This is a genomic window from Mesorhizobium sophorae (assembly GCF_002270415.1).
GTDB classification, from domain to species: domain Bacteria; phylum Pseudomonadota; class Alphaproteobacteria; order Rhizobiales; family Rhizobiaceae; genus Mesorhizobium; species Mesorhizobium sophorae.
This window is the reverse complement of the sequence record NZ_NNRI01000013.1, coordinates 49,335-68,089: the sequence shown is the minus strand read 5'-3', so window position 1 is coordinate 68,089 and position 18,755 is coordinate 49,335. Positions and strand designations below refer to the sequence as shown.

At 63.8% G+C, this 18,755-nt stretch carries 14 protein-coding genes; all 14 read right to left on the bottom strand.

Going from position 1 to position 18,755, the window contains the following annotated elements:
• Positions 1-92 precede the first annotated feature (92 nt).
• Entirely contained in the window at positions 93-785 is a 693-nt protein-coding gene (locus CGZ66_RS19545; RefSeq protein ID WP_095086970.1) for a DUF2461 domain-containing protein, read from the bottom strand.
• Positions 785-2,989: an NAD-dependent DNA ligase LigA gene (ligA, locus tag CGZ66_RS19540; RefSeq protein WP_095086967.1), complete on the bottom strand. Its 2,205-nt coding sequence runs from the start codon at positions 2,987-2,989 to the stop codon at positions 785-787. The genes CGZ66_RS19545 and ligA overlap by 1 nt, the downstream gene beginning before the upstream one ends.
• 264 nt (positions 2,990-3,253) lie before the next feature.
• Positions 3,254-4,927: a DNA repair protein RecN gene (recN, locus tag CGZ66_RS19535; protein ID WP_095086964.1), complete on the bottom strand. Its 1,674-nt coding sequence runs from the start codon at positions 4,925-4,927 to the stop codon at positions 3,254-3,256.
• Positions 4,928-5,145: 218 nt separating this feature from the next.
• Complete coding sequence (locus tag CGZ66_RS19530) at positions 5,146-6,018, bottom strand: outer membrane protein assembly factor BamD (RefSeq protein ID WP_095086961.1); 873 nt, start codon at positions 6,016-6,018, stop codon at positions 5,146-5,148.
• 262 nt (positions 6,019-6,280) lie between these two features.
• A complete protein-coding gene (gene lpxC / locus CGZ66_RS19525) occupies positions 6,281-7,231 on the bottom strand; it encodes a UDP-3-O-acyl-N-acetylglucosamine deacetylase (protein WP_095086958.1) in 951 nt (316 codons plus the stop codon).
• Positions 7,232-7,511: 280 nt separating this feature from the next.
• Positions 7,512-9,182, bottom strand: coding sequence for a cell division protein FtsZ (gene ftsZ / locus CGZ66_RS19520; RefSeq protein ID WP_095086956.1), 1,671 nt, complete (start codon positions 9,180-9,182; stop codon positions 7,512-7,514).
• Positions 9,183-9,248: 66 nt separating this feature from the next.
• Positions 9,249-10,556 carry a cell division protein FtsA gene (ftsA, locus tag CGZ66_RS19515; RefSeq protein WP_095086953.1) on the bottom strand — a complete coding sequence of 436 codons (1,308 nt, stop codon included), beginning with the start codon at positions 10,554-10,556 and terminating at the stop codon, positions 9,249-9,251.
• Complete coding sequence (locus tag CGZ66_RS19510; RefSeq protein ID WP_095086950.1) at positions 10,553-11,494, bottom strand: cell division protein FtsQ/DivIB; 942 nt, start codon at positions 11,492-11,494, stop codon at positions 10,553-10,555. Before CGZ66_RS19510 ends, ftsA begins: the two co-directional genes overlap by 4 nt.
• Positions 11,482-12,408: a D-alanine--D-alanine ligase gene (locus CGZ66_RS19505; RefSeq protein ID WP_095086947.1), complete on the bottom strand. Its 927-nt coding sequence runs from the start codon at positions 12,406-12,408 to the stop codon at positions 11,482-11,484. The genes CGZ66_RS19510 and CGZ66_RS19505 overlap by 13 nt, the downstream gene beginning before the upstream one ends.
• Positions 12,409-12,709: 301 nt before the next feature.
• The gene (murB, locus tag CGZ66_RS19500) at positions 12,710-13,675 is read right to left on the bottom strand and encodes a UDP-N-acetylmuramate dehydrogenase (RefSeq protein ID WP_095086944.1); all 966 of its coding nucleotides are present in this window, start codon (positions 13,673-13,675) and stop codon (positions 12,710-12,712) included.
• Positions 13,672-15,078, bottom strand: coding sequence for a UDP-N-acetylmuramate--L-alanine ligase (gene murC, locus CGZ66_RS19495; protein WP_095086941.1), 1,407 nt, complete (start codon positions 15,076-15,078; stop codon positions 13,672-13,674). The genes murB and murC overlap by 4 nt, the downstream gene beginning before the upstream one ends.
• Positions 15,075-16,202, bottom strand: coding sequence for an undecaprenyldiphospho-muramoylpentapeptide beta-N-acetylglucosaminyltransferase (gene murG / locus CGZ66_RS19490; protein WP_095086938.1), 1,128 nt, complete (start codon positions 16,200-16,202; stop codon positions 15,075-15,077). Before murG ends, murC begins: the two co-directional genes overlap by 4 nt.
• A gap of 1 nt (position 16,203) precedes the next feature.
• Positions 16,204-17,355, bottom strand: coding sequence for a putative lipid II flippase FtsW (ftsW, locus tag CGZ66_RS19485; RefSeq protein WP_095086935.1), 1,152 nt, complete (start codon positions 17,353-17,355; stop codon positions 16,204-16,206).
• The gene (gene murD / locus CGZ66_RS19480; RefSeq protein WP_095086932.1) at positions 17,355-18,755 is read right to left on the bottom strand and encodes a UDP-N-acetylmuramoyl-L-alanine--D-glutamate ligase; all 1,401 of its coding nucleotides are present in this window, start codon (positions 18,753-18,755) and stop codon (positions 17,355-17,357) included. The genes ftsW and murD overlap by 1 nt, the downstream gene beginning before the upstream one ends.

Below are 18,755 nucleotides of genomic sequence, written 5' to 3'. Positions count from 1 at the left end.
GGCGGTATGTAGGTGGCGCAGCCCGGTCTGTCACACAAATTTGCTTGAGCCAAATGATCAGCGGAAATGATCGTCGTGATGCTTGTCGAAGGCTAGGCGGCGAGGGCTTTGCCCTCGATCGCCCTGCCCCAGTCGAGAAGCGGCCTGGCGCGCAAGGTGAAATCGACGAGTTCGCCGACCAGCTGCGCACCATGGATCCCCGCCGGGTCGATCACATGCTGGACGACAAAATGCCGGTTGCGGATGGCGTCAGTCAGATCGGGTTCGCTGATCTGCTCGAAACCGCGTGGGGTACGCTTCATGCGGCCTTCCGTCTCAAGCTCAAGGCCGTTCTTCTTCAGCGCCTTTACCATGGCGCGGAATTTGTCAGGCTGCGTCGCGATGGCTTTGCGCATAGCCAGCAGCAGTGCCGGCTCCGGCTGCCACCAGGCAACGTCGGCAAAGCAACCCTCAAGCCCGACATGAACGTAGAACACGCCGTGCGCCATCTTGGTGCCGTCGGGCGACAGGATCGCCGACAGATGCCGGTTGTAAGGTCGCTTGTCCTTGGCGAAGCGCACGTCGCGGTTGATACGGAACAGCGACTTCTTGCGATCGCCGCGCAGGCCGAGCCCAGCTTGCGTGAAACGCTCCGTGAGCGTTTCGACCAGATCGCCGAAGGGGTCGCGCAACTCCTTCTCGAACAGGTCGCGGTTTTCCAGGAACCACTCCCGGCTCTGATGGAAATCCAGTGCCTTCAGGAACGGAATGGCCTTCGGCCCGAAACCCTTGAATGCACCTTCCATCACGCCTTGCCGATCCGCACCAGCCAGGCGTCCTCGTCGATCACTTCGACGCCGAGCTCGCTGGCAAGCTTGAGCTTCGAGCCGGCGCCCGGCCCGGCGACCACCAGATCCGTCTTCGCCGAAACAGAACCCGCGACCTTCGCGCCGAGGCGTTCGGCCATTGCCTTGGCTTCGGGGCGGGTCATCTTTTCCAGCGTGCCTGTGAACACGATCGTCTTGCCGGCCACCGCGCTGTCGGCCGAGATGGTCACGATATACGGCTTCGGCTTGACCTGTTTGAGCAGCGCGTCCAGCACGTCGTCGTTGCGTTCGTTGCCGAAGAAGTCGCGTAGCGCATCGATGACCGTGTCGCCGATGCCGTTGACCGATGGGAAAACGCTGTGCGGATCGTCGGCCGCCGCTGTCTCCTTGCCGACGCGGATCAGTTCCTCGATGGTCGAGAAGGTTTTGGCAAGCACTGCGGCCGTGGTTTCGCCGATATGGCGGATGCCGAGCGCGAAGATGAAGCGGTCCAGTTCCGGTTCGCGGCGCGAGTCGATGGCAGCAAACAGTTTGTCGAGGCCTTCGTAATTGCGATCCTCGACGCTGCGCACATTCTTGCGCGTCTTGCCCGATGCCGCCTCGCGCTGCCTGGCCTGCTCCTCACGCCGCTCGGCCAACGCCTTGGTGACGGCCGGACGGCGATCCCTGAGCGTGAAGATATCGGCGGCTGTCTTGATCAATCCCGCATTGAAGAAAGTGTCTATGTTCTCGGCGCCCAGGCCTTCGATGTCCAAGGCACCGCGTGACACGAAGTGCCGCAATCCTTCCACGGCCTGCGCGGGGCAGATCAGTTCGCCGGTGCAACGGCGGCGGGAATCTTCCTTGCCTGTCTTCTCGTTGATTTCGCGCGTCGCAGGCGAGCCGCAGATCGGACAGGTGTGCGGGAATTCGTATGGCACGGCGTCGGGCGGACGCTTGTCGATGACGACGCTGACGATCTGCGGAATGACGTCCCCTGCCCGCTGGATCACCACCGTGTCGCCGATGCGCACGTCGATGCCGTCGCGGATCGGTTGGCCCGTGCTGTCCAGGCCCTTGATATAGTCCTCATTGTGCAGCGTGACGTTTTCGACCACGACGCCGCCGACCGTGACCGGCGCCAGCCGCGCAACCGGCGCCAGCGTGCCGGTGCGGCCGACCTGGATGTCGATCTTCTGCACGGTCGTCATCGCCTGTTCGGCGGGGAATTTATGCGCAACCGCCCAGCGCGGCTCGCCCGTGACGAAACCCCATCTGCGCTGCAGCTCCAGCTGGTCGACCTTGTAGACGACGCCATCAATGTCGTAGCCCAACGAGGAGCGCTGCTCCTCGATCCGATGATAATGCGCGATCAACTCCTCGGCCGACTTCGCCCGCACCATCAGCGGGCTGATCGCGAAACCCCAATCCTTGAACTTCTGCACGGCGCCGTACTGGGTCGGAGCGGGATCCTCCGACGTATAGCCCCAGGCATAGGCGAAGAATTTGAGGTTGCGGCTGGCGGTGACGGATGGATCCTTCTGGCGCAGGGAACCGGCCGCGGTGTTGCGCGGATTGACGTAGTCCTGCCCGCCAACCGCCGCCGAGCGTTGCTTCAACGCCTCGAATTCCGCGTAGGTCATATAGACCTCGCCGCGTATCTCGATGATTTCGGGCCAGCCCGAACCCTTCAGCTTCGCGGGGATGTCGGCGATCGTCCTGAGATTGGCGGTGATGTCCTCGCCGACGGCACCGTCGCCGCGCGTTGCGCCCTGCACGAACACGCCGCTTTCATAACGCAGCGAAGCCGACAGACCGTCGATCTTCGGCTCGGCCGTGAAGGCGATGTCGAGATCCTTGTCGCGATCGAAGAACCGCCGGCCGCGTTCGATGAAATCCGCGACATCCTCGTCGGTATAGGCCTTGGCGAGGCTGAGCATCGGCACCGCATGGCGCACCTTGGCGAAGCCTTCCGCCGGCGCCGCGCCAACCCTGCGCGACGGCGAATCCTCGCGCACCAGCGCCGGAAAACGCTGCTCGATGGCAAGATTGCGCCGTGCCAGCGCATCATATTCCGCATCGGAGATTACCGGCGCATCCTCGGTATGGTAGCGCCGGTCATGCTCGGCGATCTCTTCCGCCAGGCGCTTCAGCTCGGCTTCGGCTTCGCTGTCTGTCAGGGCATCGACTGGTTTTTCGAACATGGTTTCAGACCCGGCTCATAGATGTATGCCGCCCAAAAATGCGCAGCGGTTTTGGGACAACGACACGCATAGCGACAAAGACCCAGAGCACGTCGCGCAAATCCGATTCGGCGCGACGCGCTTTGGTGGTCCGCGACCATAGATCAGCTTTCGGATTCAAGGGAGCAAAATTCTAATAAAACCGCGCCGAAACAGCGGGATGGCGCCACAAGCTGACTCTGTTGCGAAGCCGGGATTTTTGCCAGCCTGGCGAACCGTGCATCGTCAGGACGCGGCAGTGTTCTCGCGCAGCAGCCGCTCGGCGGCGGCGCGCGCCTCGTCGGTGATGGTGGCGCCGGCCAGCATGCGCGCGATCTCTTCCTGCCGCGCCGGCCGGTCCATCTCGGCAATGCCGGTCGCGACGCGGTCGGTGCTGCCCGACTTGGAGATCAGGAAATGCGTCGCCGCACGCGCTGCCACCTGCGGCGCATGCGTGACCGACAGCACCTGGACGCCCTTCGACAATCGCGCCAGCCGCTGGCCGATGGCGTCGGCGACCGCGCCGCCCACGCCGGTGTCGATTTCATCGAAAACCAGCGTTGGCGCCGAACCACGGTCGGCCAGCGCCACCTTCAGCGCCAACAGGAAGCGCGACAGCTCACCGCCGGAAGCGACCTTCATCATCGGCCCGGGCCGTGTGCCTGGATTGGTGCGCACCCAGAATTCGATCTGGTCGATGCCTTCTTCCATGCGGCCCTCGGCCTCGCTCTTCATCTCGACGATGAAGGCGGCGCGTTCGAGCTTTAGAGCCGGCAACTCGGCCATGACCGCCTTGGTCAGGCCGACCGCCGCCGCATGGCGCAGCGAGGACAGCTGTGCGGCGGCAATGTCATAGGTCTCGCGCGCCGCGGCAGCCTGCTTTTCGAGCCCATGCAAGCGTTCCTCGCCGGCATCGAGGTCGGCGAGATCGGCCGACATCGTGTCGCGCAATTGCGCCAGGTCGTCGACGGCGACAGTGTGCTTGCGCGAAGCGGCGCGCAGCGAAAACAACCGCTCCTCGGCCTTCTCCAGCCGCTGTGGATCATATTCGGTGGCGCGCAGCGCGGCCTCGACGCCCGATTGCGCGGCATCGAGCGACAGCATTGCCTCGTCGAGCGACTTGACCACGTCATCAAGCAGGCCCGGCGCTTCCGTCACCTTGCGCTGCAGCCGTCTGAGCAGGCTCGCCAGCTGCGGCAAGGGCGAGGACGGACCGGACAGCACATCTTGCGCGTCATGGATTTCGGAAGCGATCTTCTCCGCCCGCATCATCGATGCGCGCAGCTCGGCGAGATCGGTCTCCTCGCCCGGCTGCGGATCGAGCTTCGTCAGTTCCGCCACCGCCGCACGCAGATAGTCGGCCTCGCGCGCGGCCGCCGCCACCTTGGCGCTGTGACGCGACAGCTCCTGCTCGCAGGCGCGCCAGTGCCGCCACGCCTCGCCGGTCGAGCGGACAGCGCCGAGATGGCCGCCGAAAGCGTCAAGCACATCGCGGTGTGCGCCGGGATCGACCAGAGCGCGTTCGTCGTGCTGGCCGTGGATCTCGACCAGCGCGCGGCCGACATCGCGCATCAGCGTGACGCTCGAAGGCTGATCGTTGACGAAGACGCGGGTGCGGCCATCCGCCGTCTGCAGGCGGCGCAGGATGATGTCGCCGTCGTCGTCGATGGCGTTTACGGCAAGCAGTGCACGGGCCGGATGGTTGCGCGGCACGTCGAAGACGGCGATCACCTGGCCCTGCGCCGCGCCATGGCGCACAAGCGACGCGTCGCCGCGCGCGCCGAGCGCCAGCGACAGGGCATCGAGCAGGATGGATTTGCCGGCGCCGGTTTCGCCGGTCAGCACGGAAAGACCCGGCTGGAAGTCGATATCCAGCTTCTCGATCAGGACGATATCGCGGATCGACAGTCTGGAAAGCATCAGAACCCGGACCTATTGCATGCCGCCCAAAAGTGGACCCGGTTTTGGGATAACGACATGCACAAAAACAAAAGACTTAAAGCGCGACGCGCCTTAAGGCGGCACGCGACCATCAGGAGTCGCAGCGCCGCACTATCTTTTTGTTTGAGCATCGGATCAATCCGAAAAAGCGTTGCGCACGCTTCGGTCCAATGCCCTTTCGGTCCGATGCTCTGGGGTCAGGCGCCGCCGGTGATCATCTTCCCGGCCTTGGATATCCACGAGCCGGCATTCTCGCGCGGTGCAAGTCCATTGCTCTGCAGCAGCTTGTAGGAATCCTTGTACCACGAACTGTCGGGGTAGTTGGTGCCGAGCACCGCAGCGGCGGTCTGTGCCTCCGAGGTCAGCCCCATCGCGTAGTAGCTTTCGGTCAGGCGGGCGAGCGCCTCCTCTACGTGGCGTGTGTTTGAGTAGTTCTCCACCACGGTGCGGAAGCGCTTGACGGCGGCGATGTATTCGCGCCGCTCGAGATAGTAGCGGCCGATCTGCATTTCCTTGCCGGCCAGCTGGTCGTTGGCGAAGCGCATCTTTTCCTTGGCGTCATCGACATATTCCGATGTCGGCCAGCGCGTCACCAGGTCCTGCATCGTCTGAAGGGTCTGGCGCGCTTCCTTCTGGTCCTGCGTCACGTCCTTGATCTGGCGGTAGTAGCTCAAGCCGATGATGTACTGCGCGTAAGCGGCGTCGTCAGTCGACGGATAGAGCGTGAGGTAGCGTTTGGCCGAGCCGATCGCCTCGTCGTAGTTGCCCTGGCGATAGTCGGCGAAAGCGCCCATCACCATCGATTTGCGGGCGAATTCCGAATAAGGATGCTGGCGGTCGACGGCATCGAATTTGCGGCTCGCCTCTTGCAGGCGCCCGGCATTCAGATTGGCAAGACCTTGATTGTAGAGAACATCGGCCGGCTCGGTCTGGTCGACATAGGTCGACAGGTCGATATCTTTCTCCGACGACATGCAGGCCGACAGGAAGAGCGATGGAACAACCACCGAAAGCGCCAGGAAAACAGCCCGCTGCGGCGCTTTCGATTGACCAACTCGCTTGAAGAACATGATTGGATTCCGCCCTTTCGGCGTTATTTCAATGCGTGTTGCATGCCGTGGTCCCAAACTTGATCCCCACTTTTGAGCGACATGCCCTAATCCACGGCAGCAGCCATAAACCATAACCGCCTTGCCCGGCAACGCTATCGCCGGCCAATCGCACATTTTTGTGGCAGCCGGACGCTGCTTGAAAATCAGTGCAATTTCACCAACAGGTGATGCATTCGTGCAACACCTCTATCTGCCAGGAATCCGAAAAAAGTTAAGTAAATCAGATCATCCAAGGCGCGTAGAGCGGCGCGTTGACGGCGTTCATCTCGGCGCTGCGGCCGCGCTCGCGCCGTGTCGTCTCGACGATCTCGAATGCCGTGCGATCCGACAGCAGACGGCGCAGCGCGGCGGCATTCATCCTGTGGCCGCCGCGATAGGAGCGGAAGCAGCCGATGAAACGAGCGCCGGCCAGCGCCAGGTCGCCCATGGCGTCAAGCGTCTTGTGGCGCACGAATTCGTTGGGATAACGCAGGCCGCCCATGTTGATGACGCGGTTGTCGTCGCCGATCACCAGCGAATTCTCCAGCGAGGAGCCGAGCGCGTAGCCGGCGGCCCACAGGCGCTCGACGTCCTTCATGAAGCCGAAGGTGCGCGCGCGCGCGAGGTCGCGGCGGAAAATATCGGCGTTGAGGTCGGACGCGAACAACTGACGGCCGATCGCCGGGCTCTCGAAGTCGATCTCGATCTCGAAACGGGTGCCGTCATAAGGCTTGAACTCTGCCCACGAGGCGCCGTTCTCGATGCGAACCGGCTTGATGACCCTGATATAACGGCGCTTGACCGACAGCGTCTCGACGCCGGCCTGGTCGATGGCTTCGACGAACGCCATGGCGCTGCCGTCGAAGATGGGAACCTCGGAACCGTCGATCTCGATGGCGACATTGTCGATGCCGAGCCCGAACAGCGCCGCCATGATGTGCTCTACCGTGGCGATGTGCTCACCAGCGGGATCACCAAGCATGGTGCACAGGTCTGTGGCGCCGACTTCGGAAACCAGGGCACGAACCTCGCGGCCTTGTTCTGCGCTATGGAAAAGCTGGAACACGATGCCGGTATCGGCATCTGCCGGCACGAAGCTGATGGAAACTTCCTTGCCGCTGTGGACGCCGGTGCCGGTAAGCGACGCGCGCGTCTTCACTGTCGTCTGATAGTCGTGCAAGACAATCCCCATAAGCCCGTAATGCCTAAGGTCCGCTTCTCCAGCCCGAGGGCGCGGCTCTTGTTGAAATCGGCAGGCAGGGCGACTTCCCCCGAAATCCTGACAAACCGACTATGGTGGCCGGAAGATAATGTCGCGGCTGGGAGACTCCAAATCACGGTTTCTTACTCTTTGTAACTGCGAGCCGGATCCGGTTGATCTCGATAAGCTATTGAAATCTCATCATTTTAAACGTTAACAGGCAAGCAATTCCTTGCTTGCCTGTTAACAATTCTTAAAGCCCGTTTACCGATCAGTTGGCCTGGCGACGCAGGAACGCCGGAATCTCCAGCTGATCATCGTCCTGAGTCGCCCTCACCTGCGGGGTCAGGCGGCCCTGCTCGTCGAGTTGACCGCGGCGCGGTGCGTAGAGCTGCGCATCCTGGCTGGCAAGACGGCGCACCTCAGGCGCTGCCTGGCGCAGCTTGGGTTCGCGCGGCTGCGCCGGCTGCAGCCGTGCAGGCTCTTCCTCGCGACGGGTCAGGCCGTTGGTCAGGCGCTTCAGCAGGCCCATCGGTCCGCTGCTGTTCTCGTGGTCGGCCGGGCGGTTCTTGGCATCCACCTCGGCCTTGACGACAGGCGGAAAGTCCTCGACGCGCGGCATCCGCTGCGGCGCCATCGCAACCGGTTGCGGCGCTTCACGCAGCATTTCGCGCGGCTGCGGGGCCGGCTGTGCCACGGGCTGTGGCATCGGCTGTGCTGGCGGTGCCTGGAAGATCTTGCTCTGCGGGCGGAAATCCTCCGTATGGGCAACGGGAGCCGGACGAGCCTGCGCCATCGCCGCTGCATTTGCTTCCGCCAACTGGATGGCTTCTGCGACCGGGTCGACGGCGCGCGGTTCGTAAGCTGCCTGCTGGACCGGCGTCGGGCGGCTTTCCACAGCGGCAACGGCCGGGCGGCTGACCGGCTTCTGCGGAGCGGTGCGGATCGAGATCGGCGCTGCGGCGATTTCCGCCGCCGACTTGTCGATACCCGTGGCAACCACCGAGACTCGGATGACGCCTTCGAGTTCTTCGTCGAAGGTGGCGCCGAGGATGATGTTGGCATCCTGGTCGACTTCCTCGCGGATGCGGGTCGCCGCTTCGTCAACCTCGAACAGGGTCAGGTCGCGGCCGCCGGTAATCGAGATCAGCAGGCCCTTGGCGCCCTTCATCGAGGTCTCGTCGAGCAGCGGGTTGGCAATGGCAGCCTCGGCTGCGGCCATCGCACGGCCCTCGCCCGAAGCCTCGCCGGTGCCCATCATAGCCTTGCCCATCTCGCGCATGACCGAACGCACGTCGGCGAAGTCGAGGTTGATCAGGCCTTCCTTGACCATCAGGTCGGTGATGCAGGCAACACCGGAATAGAGCACCTGGTCGGCCATGGCGAAGGCGTCGGCGAAGGTCGTCTTGTCATTGGCCAGCCGGAACAGGTTCTGGTTGGGGATGACGATCAGCGTATCGACGCATTTCTGCAGCTCTTCGATGCCAAAATCCGCCGTCTTCATGCGGCGCTGGCCTTCGAAATGGAACGGCTTGGTGACGACGCCGACGGTGAGGATGCCCTTTTCGCGTGCGGCACGCGCCACGACTGGAGCCGCACCCGTGCCGGTGCCTCCGCCCATGCCGGCGGTGACGAAGCACATATGGGTGTTAGACAGATGATCGATGATCTCGTCGATGCATTCCTCCGCCGCCGCGCGGCCGACTTCCGGCTGCGATCCGGCGCCAAGGCCTTCGGTGACATGCGCGCCGAGCTGGATCAGTCGATCGGCCTTCGACATGGTCAGCGCCTGAGCGTCGGTGTTGGCCACCACGAACTCGACACCGCGCAGACCGGCGGTGATCATGTTGTTGACGGCATTGCCGCCGCCGCCGCCGACACCGAACACGGTGATCCGCGGCTTAAGCTCGGTGATGTCCGGCTTCTGCAGATTGATCGTCATTGTCTCCGTCCTTTGCCTTTCACGCCGCTTCGCCGCCGCGGCCGCCTATGGGGCTGTCCCCGTCAATTAGAAACTGTCTCTCAACCACTGACTCATGCGATGCAGTTTTCCACCCGTTCCGGTCATTCTGAGACCGGAAATTCCTTTCGCCGGATGGCTCTCGAAGCTCGCCATCTGCGGATAGATCAGAAGCCCCACCGCAGCCGAGAAGGCCGGTCCCTTCGCCGCTTCCGGCAGGCCGGCCACGCCAAGCGGGCGGCCGATGCGCACGTTGCGTCCGAGGATCCGGCGAGCGGCCTCCGGCAGGCCGGCAAGCTGGCTGGCGCCGCCGGTCAAGACGACGCGCTTGCCCACTGCATTGCCGTAGCCGGACTTGTTCAGCCGGTCGCGCAGCAGTTCGAGCGTCTCGTCGATGCGGGCGCGCACGATGCGCGTCATCACCGAGCGCGGGATCTGCAGGGGCACGTCGCCATCGTCGCCGATCGGTTGGATCGAGACCAGGTCCCGGTCGTCGGCGCTGCCCGGCAATGCCGAGCCATGCATCACCTTCAGCCGCTCGGCGGCGTCGAGCGAGGTCGACAGGCCCTTGGCCATGTCCAGCGTGACATGGTTGCCGCCGATTGCGATGGCGTCGCCATGGACGAACTTGCCGTCCGAAAACACCGAGATCGTGGTCGTGCCGCCGCCCATGTCGATGCAGGCGGCGCCCATTTCCAGTTCGTCGTCGACCAGGGCGGCCAGCCCGCTGGCATAGGGCGTCGCCACCATGCGCTCGACCGACAGGTGCGACCGGTTGATGGAAAGCTCCAGGTTGCGCATCGGCGCGGCGTCGCCCGTCAGCACATGCATGTCGACGCCAAGTGCGTCGCCGACCATGCCGCGCGGATCGCGCACGCCGCGCTCGGCATCGAGCGAAAAGCCGACCGGGAGCGAATGGATCACCTCGCGCTCGGCCTTCAGTGCCTGCTTGGCGCCGGCGCCGAGAACGCGCTTGATATCGGCCTCGTCGGCCTCGTGGCCGCCAAGGTTGATGGTAGCCGAGAAGGCTTCGCTCTTCAGCCGGCCGGCGGTCATGTTGACGATCAGTGAATCGACCGTAAGCCCAGCCATGCGCTCGGCCGCGTCGACGGACAGACGGATGGCATGCTCGGCGCGATCGAGATCGACGACGACACCCGACTTCACGCCCTGCGACTTCTGATGGCCGATGCCGATCACCTGGATCCGGTGCGAGCGGCCGCGCAACAGCTTGCCGTCATCGCTCGGCTTCAGCTTGGCCACCATGCAGCAGACCTTGCTGGAACCGACATCCAGCACCGTCAGGGTGCCGGACCGGCGCGACGCGGCGTCGCCATGACCGCCAAGCCAGCTCATATCTTCGTCTCCGGCTTGCGCTTCAGGCTTTTGGGTTTTTCGTTGAGGGCGGCTTCGCGCTGCGTCGCCGCCTCGGGCGTCAACTGCACGACCAGCCTGTCCGTCAGGCGCATGTCGATGGCGGCGATATCGCGCGACAACAGCCCCTTGTCCTGGTCCATCTTGACGAGCTCGGCGATCGCCTGATCCTCGCCATCCTCGGGAAGCTTGACGGTGATGCCGTTGTCCAGCTTCAGGTCCCAGCGCCGCTCGCCAACGCGGACATAGCCTTTGATCCGGCTCGCGAGTTCAGGATATTTTTCGACCTTGACCAGGAAGTCCGGCGCCTTGGCCGGCGCACCGACGCCGATCAGCAAAGGCAGAAGCACCTGCTTGCCGCCGGAGAACGGCGCGATCACGGCGCCATTCTTCTCGATAACAGAGAGCGCATCGCCCTGCTGCCAGAGAGCGAAGGGCTCGCGCTCTTCGACGCGCACTTCCAGCGTGTGCGGATAGACCTTGCGCACCGCGGCGACCTCGATCCAGGGCAAGGTAGCAATGCGCTCCCGCGCGGCCTCGGCATCGAAACCGATCAGCGAGGTCCAGCCGTCGAGCTCGAGCCTGTCGAGAATGTCGATCTCGGAGGTCTGGCGATTGCCGACCACCTTGACCTGATCGACGGCAAAGCCGGTGCGGGCAGTGATGCTTTGCACGATGCCGTCGACATGACCGCCGAGATAGGCGCCATAGGCACTGCTCGAGACAAGCAGCACGGCAGACATCATGGCCGCGGAGAAGCGCGGCGCCTGGAATTCACCCACGCCCAGTCGCGCAAGAACGCGCACCGGGCGGCGAAGCACACGCGGCAGCACGAAATGGCCCGATGACAACGGCAGGCCGAACAGCGCCGGCCCGGCCGCGCCTTTCCCCTTACCTTGTCCCCATTTCAACGCAGACACGAAGCGTCCTCCACCATCCAACTCAACAAATCGCCAAACGAATGCCCGGCCTGGGCGGCGATTTCAGGCACCAAGGACGTCGGCGTCATACCTGGCTGGGTGTTGACCTCGAGCCAGACAACCTCGCCGTTTTCGGAATGCCGATCGTCATAACGGAAGTCCGACCGGGAAACGCCCCGACAGCCGATCGCTTGATGAGCCTTGAGCGCCAGTGTTTGTATTTTTTGGTAAATATTCGGTGAAACTTTTGCGGGGCATTCGTGCTTTGATCCCCCCGCGACATATTTTGAATCATAGTCATAGAAGGAATGGCCGGTCGGGATGATCTCGCAGACCCCCAGAGCGACATCGCCCATCACGGCGCAGGTCAGCTCGCGGCCATGGATGTAGCGTTCGACCATGACGGTATCGCCATACTTCCATTCGGACGAGCCTATGACCTGCGGCGGATGCGACTGCCCCTCATGCACGATGACGACGCCGAAGCTCGACCCCTCATTGACGGGCTTGACCACGTAGGGCGGCTTCATCGGGTGCTTGTTCTGGATGGCGAAGCGGCTGGCGACCTTCGATTCGGCGACAGGGACACCGACCGATCTGGCAACCCGCTTGGCCTGCTCCTTGTTCATGGCCAGCGCCGAAGCGAGCACGCCGGAATGCGTATAGGGGACACCGAGATATTCGAGGATACCCTGGATGGTACCATCCTCGCCAAACGGACCATGCAGCGCATTGAACGCGACATCCGGCCGGAGTTCGGCAAGCACCGAGCCGACATCGCGCCCGACATCGACGCGCGTGACCTGGTAGCCTTCCTTCTCGAGCTCATCGGCACAAGCCTTTCCCGAGGACAGGGACACGGGCCGCTCGGACGAGAAACCTCCCAGCAGGACGGCCACATGCTTGCTTTTCATTCCCCCGTCATCCCCTCTCACCGCGGACCAAAAAACCAAGATTTCCGCAACATTGAGTCCGAGTCTCCCGGCAGGTTGCCCCCCAGACGGAAAACGCTGAACGCGTCGAACGACTCAAATCAGGAAACGCTTTGGAGCAGAGAATCAGAGAGTTGATTCACTGGCAAGTACTTACGATTCCGAGAGATTCACTTTCTGAGAAAATGGATGCGAAAACCGCCCGGTTGAGTCTTTGCGGCAACGGTCGCGGGCCATTTTCGGCCCCATTGAAGTTCATGCGTCACGTGAACTTCAACACCCACTATAGAAGTTGCCCGAGAAACTCCTGCACGGCATGCCCCGGCCGGAAATTGCCGATGCGCTTGATTTCCCATTGCAGCCGGATGCCCGAATTTTCCAGCACCCGCGTTCGCACCGTCTCGCCGAGATATTCGAGGTCATAGCCGGTCGCGGTTCCCGTATTGATCATGAAGTTGCAATGCAGCGGCGACATCTGCGCACCGCCGATCATGAGGCCGCGGCAGCCCGCCTTGTCGATCTCCTTCCAGGCTGACGTGCCCTCGGGATTTTTGAAGGTCGAACCGCCGGTCTTTTCGCGGATCGGCTGCACGGTCTCGCGATGGTTCTGCACCGCGTCCATCGCCGCCTTGATCGCTGCCTTGTCCTCGGCAAACCCCTCGAACAAAGCCGAGGTGAAGATCAGCCCGGATGGTGCCGCCGAATGGCGGTAGGCGTAGCCCATGTCGGCATTGCTCAGCATTTGCACATTGCCCTTGCGGTCGAGCGCACGCACCTCGACGACGCGTTCGCGCGTCTCGACGCCGTTGGCGCCGGCGTTCATCCGCAGCGCGCCGCCGATGGCGCCCGGAATGCCGTGATAGAAATGAAAGCCGCCAATGCCGGCATCCAGCGCCACAGCGGCAACGCGCTTGTCGGGTGTGGCCGCGCCCGCCTTGATCGTGGTCGGCGAAACAGTTTCTGCCTCACCAAACCCTTTAGCCGAAAGCCGGATGACAAAACCCGGAATGCCGCCGTCACGAACCAGAAGGTTCGAGCCGACGCCGACGACGGTCAGCGGGATTTCCTCGGGAACGGCTTTGAGGAACGCGGCCAGGTCCTCCTCGTCGGCCGGCTGGAACAGCACTTCGGCCAGCCCCCCGGCGCGAAACCAGGTGATCTTGTCCATCTCGGCATTCGGCGTGAGGCGGCCACGCAGGCCGGTAAGCCGATCACCAAGTCTGTCGATCAGGGCCTGGCCATACATCATGAGACCGTCCCGCCAAGCTCCTTGGGCAACGCATAAGCCCATTGGGTGATGTTGCCGGCGCCAAGGAAGACGACGAAGTCCCCGGGTTTGGCCATATCGCGGACGATCGGCGCGATTGCTGCCGGACCTTCGATGTAGCGTGCGTCGCGATGGCCGCCGGCGCGGATGCGCGACACCAGCGCATCCGAGGTCACGCCTTCGATCGGTTCTTCACCGGCCGCGTAGACCGGCGCCACCATCACCGTGTCGGCGTCGTTGAAGCAGGTGGAGAACTCGTTGAACAGATCGTGCAGCCGGGTGAAGCGATGCGGTTGGGCAATGGCGATGACGCGGCCATTGGTGGCGCTGCGCGCCGCCTTCAGCACAGCCGAGATCTCAACCGGATGATGGCCGTAGTCGTCGAACACATCGACGCCGTTCCATGAACCGGTATGGGTGAAGCGGCGTTTGACGCCGGCGAAGGACGACAGGCCCTTCTTGATCGCCTCGGCGGACAGGCCAAGTTCATGCGCGACAGCGATCGCCGCCGTCGCGTTGGAGACGTTGTGGCGACCGGGCATCGGTAGGCGCAGGCCGGCGATCGTCGTCTGGCCACCGCTCTTGCGGTTGCGGATCACCACGTCGAATTCCGAAATGGCACCCGCCATGCGGTGGTTGGTGAAGCGCACATCGGCCTGCGCGTTCTCGCCATAGGTGATGACGCGGCGGTCCTCGATGCGGCCGACCAGGGCCTGCACTTCCGGGTGATCGGTGCACATCACGCCGAAGCCGTAGAATGGCACGTTCTCGACGAACTGGCGGAACGCCTCGCGCACCTTGTCGAAGCTGCCATAGTGGTCGAGATGCTCGGGATCGATGTTGGTGACGACGGCAATCTCGGCCGGCAGCTTGAGGAAGGTGCCGTCGCTCTCATCGGCCTCGACCACCATCCATTCGCCATCGCCCATGCGCGCATTGGTGCCATAGGCGTTGATGATGCCGCCATTGATGACCGTCGGATCGAGCCCGCCGGCTTCGAGCAAGGTCGCCACCATCGAGGTCGTCGTCGTCTTGCCATGCGTGCCGCCGATCGCCACCGCCTGGCGAAAACGCATCAGCTCGGCCAGCATCTCGGCGCGGCGCACGATCGGCAGCAGCTTCTCGCGCGCGGCCTTCAGTTCGGGGTTTGTTTTCTTGATCGCCGTCGAGACGACGACAACCTCGGCATCGCCGAGATTTTCGGCCTGGTGGCCGACGAAGCATTCGATGCCCTTGTCGCGCAGCCGCTGCACATTGGCGCTGTCGGCCTGGTCGGACCCCTGCACCTTGTAGCCGAGATTGTGCAGCACTTCGGCGATGCCGCTCATGCCGATGCCGCCAATACCGATGAAATGCACAAGGCCGATGGTTTGCGGCATCTTCATGCGTGCGTCCCCTTCCTGAAGTCCGAAACGGTTTTTTGGGACGCAATAGCCTCTGTGAGATCGGCGAGCAACCGTGCCGCGTCGGGCCGGCCGGCCGATTTCGCTCCCGCCGCCATGGCCGCCAGCCGCTCGGGGCTGTCCATCAGCCCGCCGATGAGGGCCGCGATGCGCTCGGGCGAAAGCGAGGATTGCGGATGCACTTCGCCACCGCCGGCGGCGGCAAGGGCCGCCGCGTTCGCCGCCTGGTCGTGGTCGAGCGCATAGGGATATGGCACCAGCAGCGCCGGCCGGCCGATGACGGCGATTTCCGAAACGGTCGAGGCGCCGGAGCGCGAGACCACCAGATGCGCCGCCGCTATGCGTTGCGCCATGTCGGTGAAGAACGGCGAGACTTCGGCGGCGACGCCAAGTGCGGCATAGGCCGCCTTCACCCGCGCCACGTCATCGGCGCGCGCCTGCTGTGTGATCATCAACCGCTTGCGCTGCGCATCGGAAAGCAGCGCGACGGCCGTCGGCACCGCGTCCGAAAAGAACTGCGCACCCTGGCTGCCGCCGAACACCAGCAGCCTGAACGGCTGCTCCCCGGTCGATGCCGCATAAGGCGTCTTGGCCGCTTCAAGCACTGGAGGCCGGACGGGATTGCCTGTCGTCACCGTCTTGGCGCCGGTGGCACTGGCGTCCTGTGGCAGGAAGCCGCCGGCGATGGCGTCGACACGCCCGGCCAGCGCCCGGTTGGCGCGCCCCATCACTGCGTTCTGCTCATGGATCAGCGTCGGCACCTTGCGCCGTGTCGCCGCATAGAGCGGCGGCAAGGTCGGGTAGCCGCCAAAGCCGACGACCGCATCCGGCTTGATCCTGGCGATGACCGCGGAGGCCTGGCGCACGCCGCGCCAGATTTTCCAGAAGGCACCAAGCAAGGCGATGGGATTCTTCGAGCCCATTGTCGCCGACTGGATCGGATGGATGGCGGCCGCCGGGAAATGGGCGGCGAACCGCTCGGCGCGGTCGTCGGTGGCCAGATGCACCGTCCAGCCGCGCTCGTTCAGTTCATGCGCCAGCGCCTCGGCCGGAAACAGATGCCCTCCGGTTCCACCTGCCGCGAGAAGGATGACGCCTCTCGCCATATCACTCCGCCGGCAAGGCGCGTTGCGGTAGGGCAAAGCCCATTTGCTTGCGCTTTTCGGGCCGCTTGCGCGTCAGCGCCAGCACCATGCCCATCGAGATGGCGATGGCGATCTGCGAGGAGCCACCATAGGAGATGAATGGCAGCGTCATGCCCTTGGCCGGCACCAGCTGCAGGTTGACGCACATGTTGATGACGGCCTGCAGGCCGAACACCGTAACCAACCCGCCGACCGCATAGCGGGTGAAGTCGTCATGTTCCTTCAGCGCCGTGTTGAGTCCGCGCAGCACGATGAAGGCGAAGATCGACATGATGAAGAAGCACATGATCAACCCGAATTCCTCGCCGGCGACCGAAAAGACAAAGTCGGCATGGCTGTCCGGGATGACCCGCTTGACGGTGCCCTCGCCCGGCCCGACGCCGAACCAGCCGCCATTGATCAGCGCCTCGCGGCCCATGTCGACCTGGAACGTGTCGCCTTCGCCGGTGAGGAACTTGTCAATGCGCAAGGCGACGTGCGGAAACACCGAATAGGCAGCGAACACGCCGCCGACGCCCGCACCGCCTAGCGCGATGATCCACAGCCATGGCAGCCCGGCCATGAAGAACATCACACCCCAGGTACCGGTCACCAGCATCGTTTGGCCGAGATCCGGCTGCGCCACCAGCAGCGAGACGACCAGCGCCAGCAGCAGCATGGCAAACAGATTGCCCGGGATGTCGGGCTGGCGCTTGTGCTCGGCAAACAGCCAGGCGCACATGATGACGAAGGCGGGCTTGAGGAATTCCGACGGCTGGATCGACAGGCCGGCTAGCGACACCCAGCGGCGCGCGCCCTTCACCTCGACGCCGATGTAGAGCACCGCCACCATCAGCACCAGCATCAGGCACAGCATGATCAGCGCCATGCGCCGGATCTGCCGGGATTCGAGGAAGGATACCGCCAACATCACGCCAAGCGCCGGCACGGTGAAGATGATCTGCCTGGTGGCAAAGTGGAAGCTGTCGAGGCCGATGCGTTCGGCCACCGCCGGGCTGGCGGCGAAGGACAGCACGATGCCGAGCCCCATCAGCGACAGGAACGCCGCCAGGAACCAGCGATCGATCGTCCACCACCAGGTCGCAACCGGACTTTTATCGAGACGGCTCTGCATTATCGTGCCCCTCCGATGGGTTTCACACCCTCGATAGCATTCGCAGCTTGCCTGAAGGCTTCGCCGCGGACTTCGAAATTCTTGAACTGGTCGAAACTGGCGCAGGCCGGCGACAACAGCACCACCACTTCGCTCGCATCGTCTTGAGCCGCATCATGCGCGGCATGTTCGACCGCAGCAGCCAGCGTGCCCGATATTTCGTAGGGCACGGCCTCGCCCAGTGTCGCCGAAAAGGCGGGCGCCGCCTCGCCGATCAGATAGGCCTTGGCGATGCGCGGGAAGAAGCCGCGCAGCGGCTCAATACCGCCCTCCTTGGGCAGGCCGCCGGCGATCCAGTAGATGCGCGGAAAGCTCGACAAAGCCGGTGCCGCCGCGTCGGCATTGGTCGCCTTGGAATCGTTGACGAACAGCACATGATCCTTGCGGCCGACCTGCTCCATGCGGTGAGCAAGGCCGGGAAAACTTTCCAGTCCGGATTGGATTTCGCCGAGGTCCAGCCCGACCTTGAGGCAAGCAGCGACCGCCGCCAACGCGTTTTGCGCATTGTGCTGGCCGCGCAGCGAGCCGATGCCTTCGAGGAAAGCGACGCGGCTGTAGCGGCCGTTCACCGCCTCCATCAGGTTGCCGCCCTCGGCGAAATAGCCGTCGGTCAGCGGCAGCCGCTTGGAAATGCGGATGACATGCCGCCCCGCCCGCTCCAGCCGCTCGGCGATCTGAGCGCACCAGGAATCGTCGATGCCGATGATCGCAGTCTCGCTGCCGGCGACCAGCCGTTCCTTGATCGAGGCGTAGTGCTGCATGGTGCCGTGCCGATCGAGATGGTCCGGCGTCAAATTGAGCAGGATGCCGGCCGTCGGGTTGATCGAGGGCGCGAGATCGATCTGGTACGACGAGCATTCGACGACATAATGCCGATTGGGCTCGGGCGGATCGAGCGTCATCACCGCGCGGCCGATATTGCCGCCCATCTGGGTGTCGCGTCCCGCCGCTTTGAGGATATGCGCGGTCAGCGCGGTCGTCGTCGACTTGCCGTTGGTGCCGGTGATGGCGATGAACGGCGCTGCCGGCGCGGCGAGCATCCGCTCACGGCAGAAAAGCTCGATGTCGCCGATGATCTCGACGCCGGAACCACGCGCCAGTTCCACAGTCCAATGCGGCTTGGGATGCGTCAGCGGCACGCCCGGCGACAGCACGAAAGCCGAGAACTTCGCCCAGTCGGCGCCGCGCAAATCGCTGGTTGCGATGCCGTCCGCCGCCGCCTTGGCAACGCTGTCGGGGTTGTCGTCCCAGGCCAGCACGTCCGCCCCGCCGGCGATCAGCGCGCGCGCCGTCGCGATCCCCGAGCCACCGAGCCCGAAGAGCGAAACATGCTTGCCTGCGAAGGATGCGGCGGGGATCAA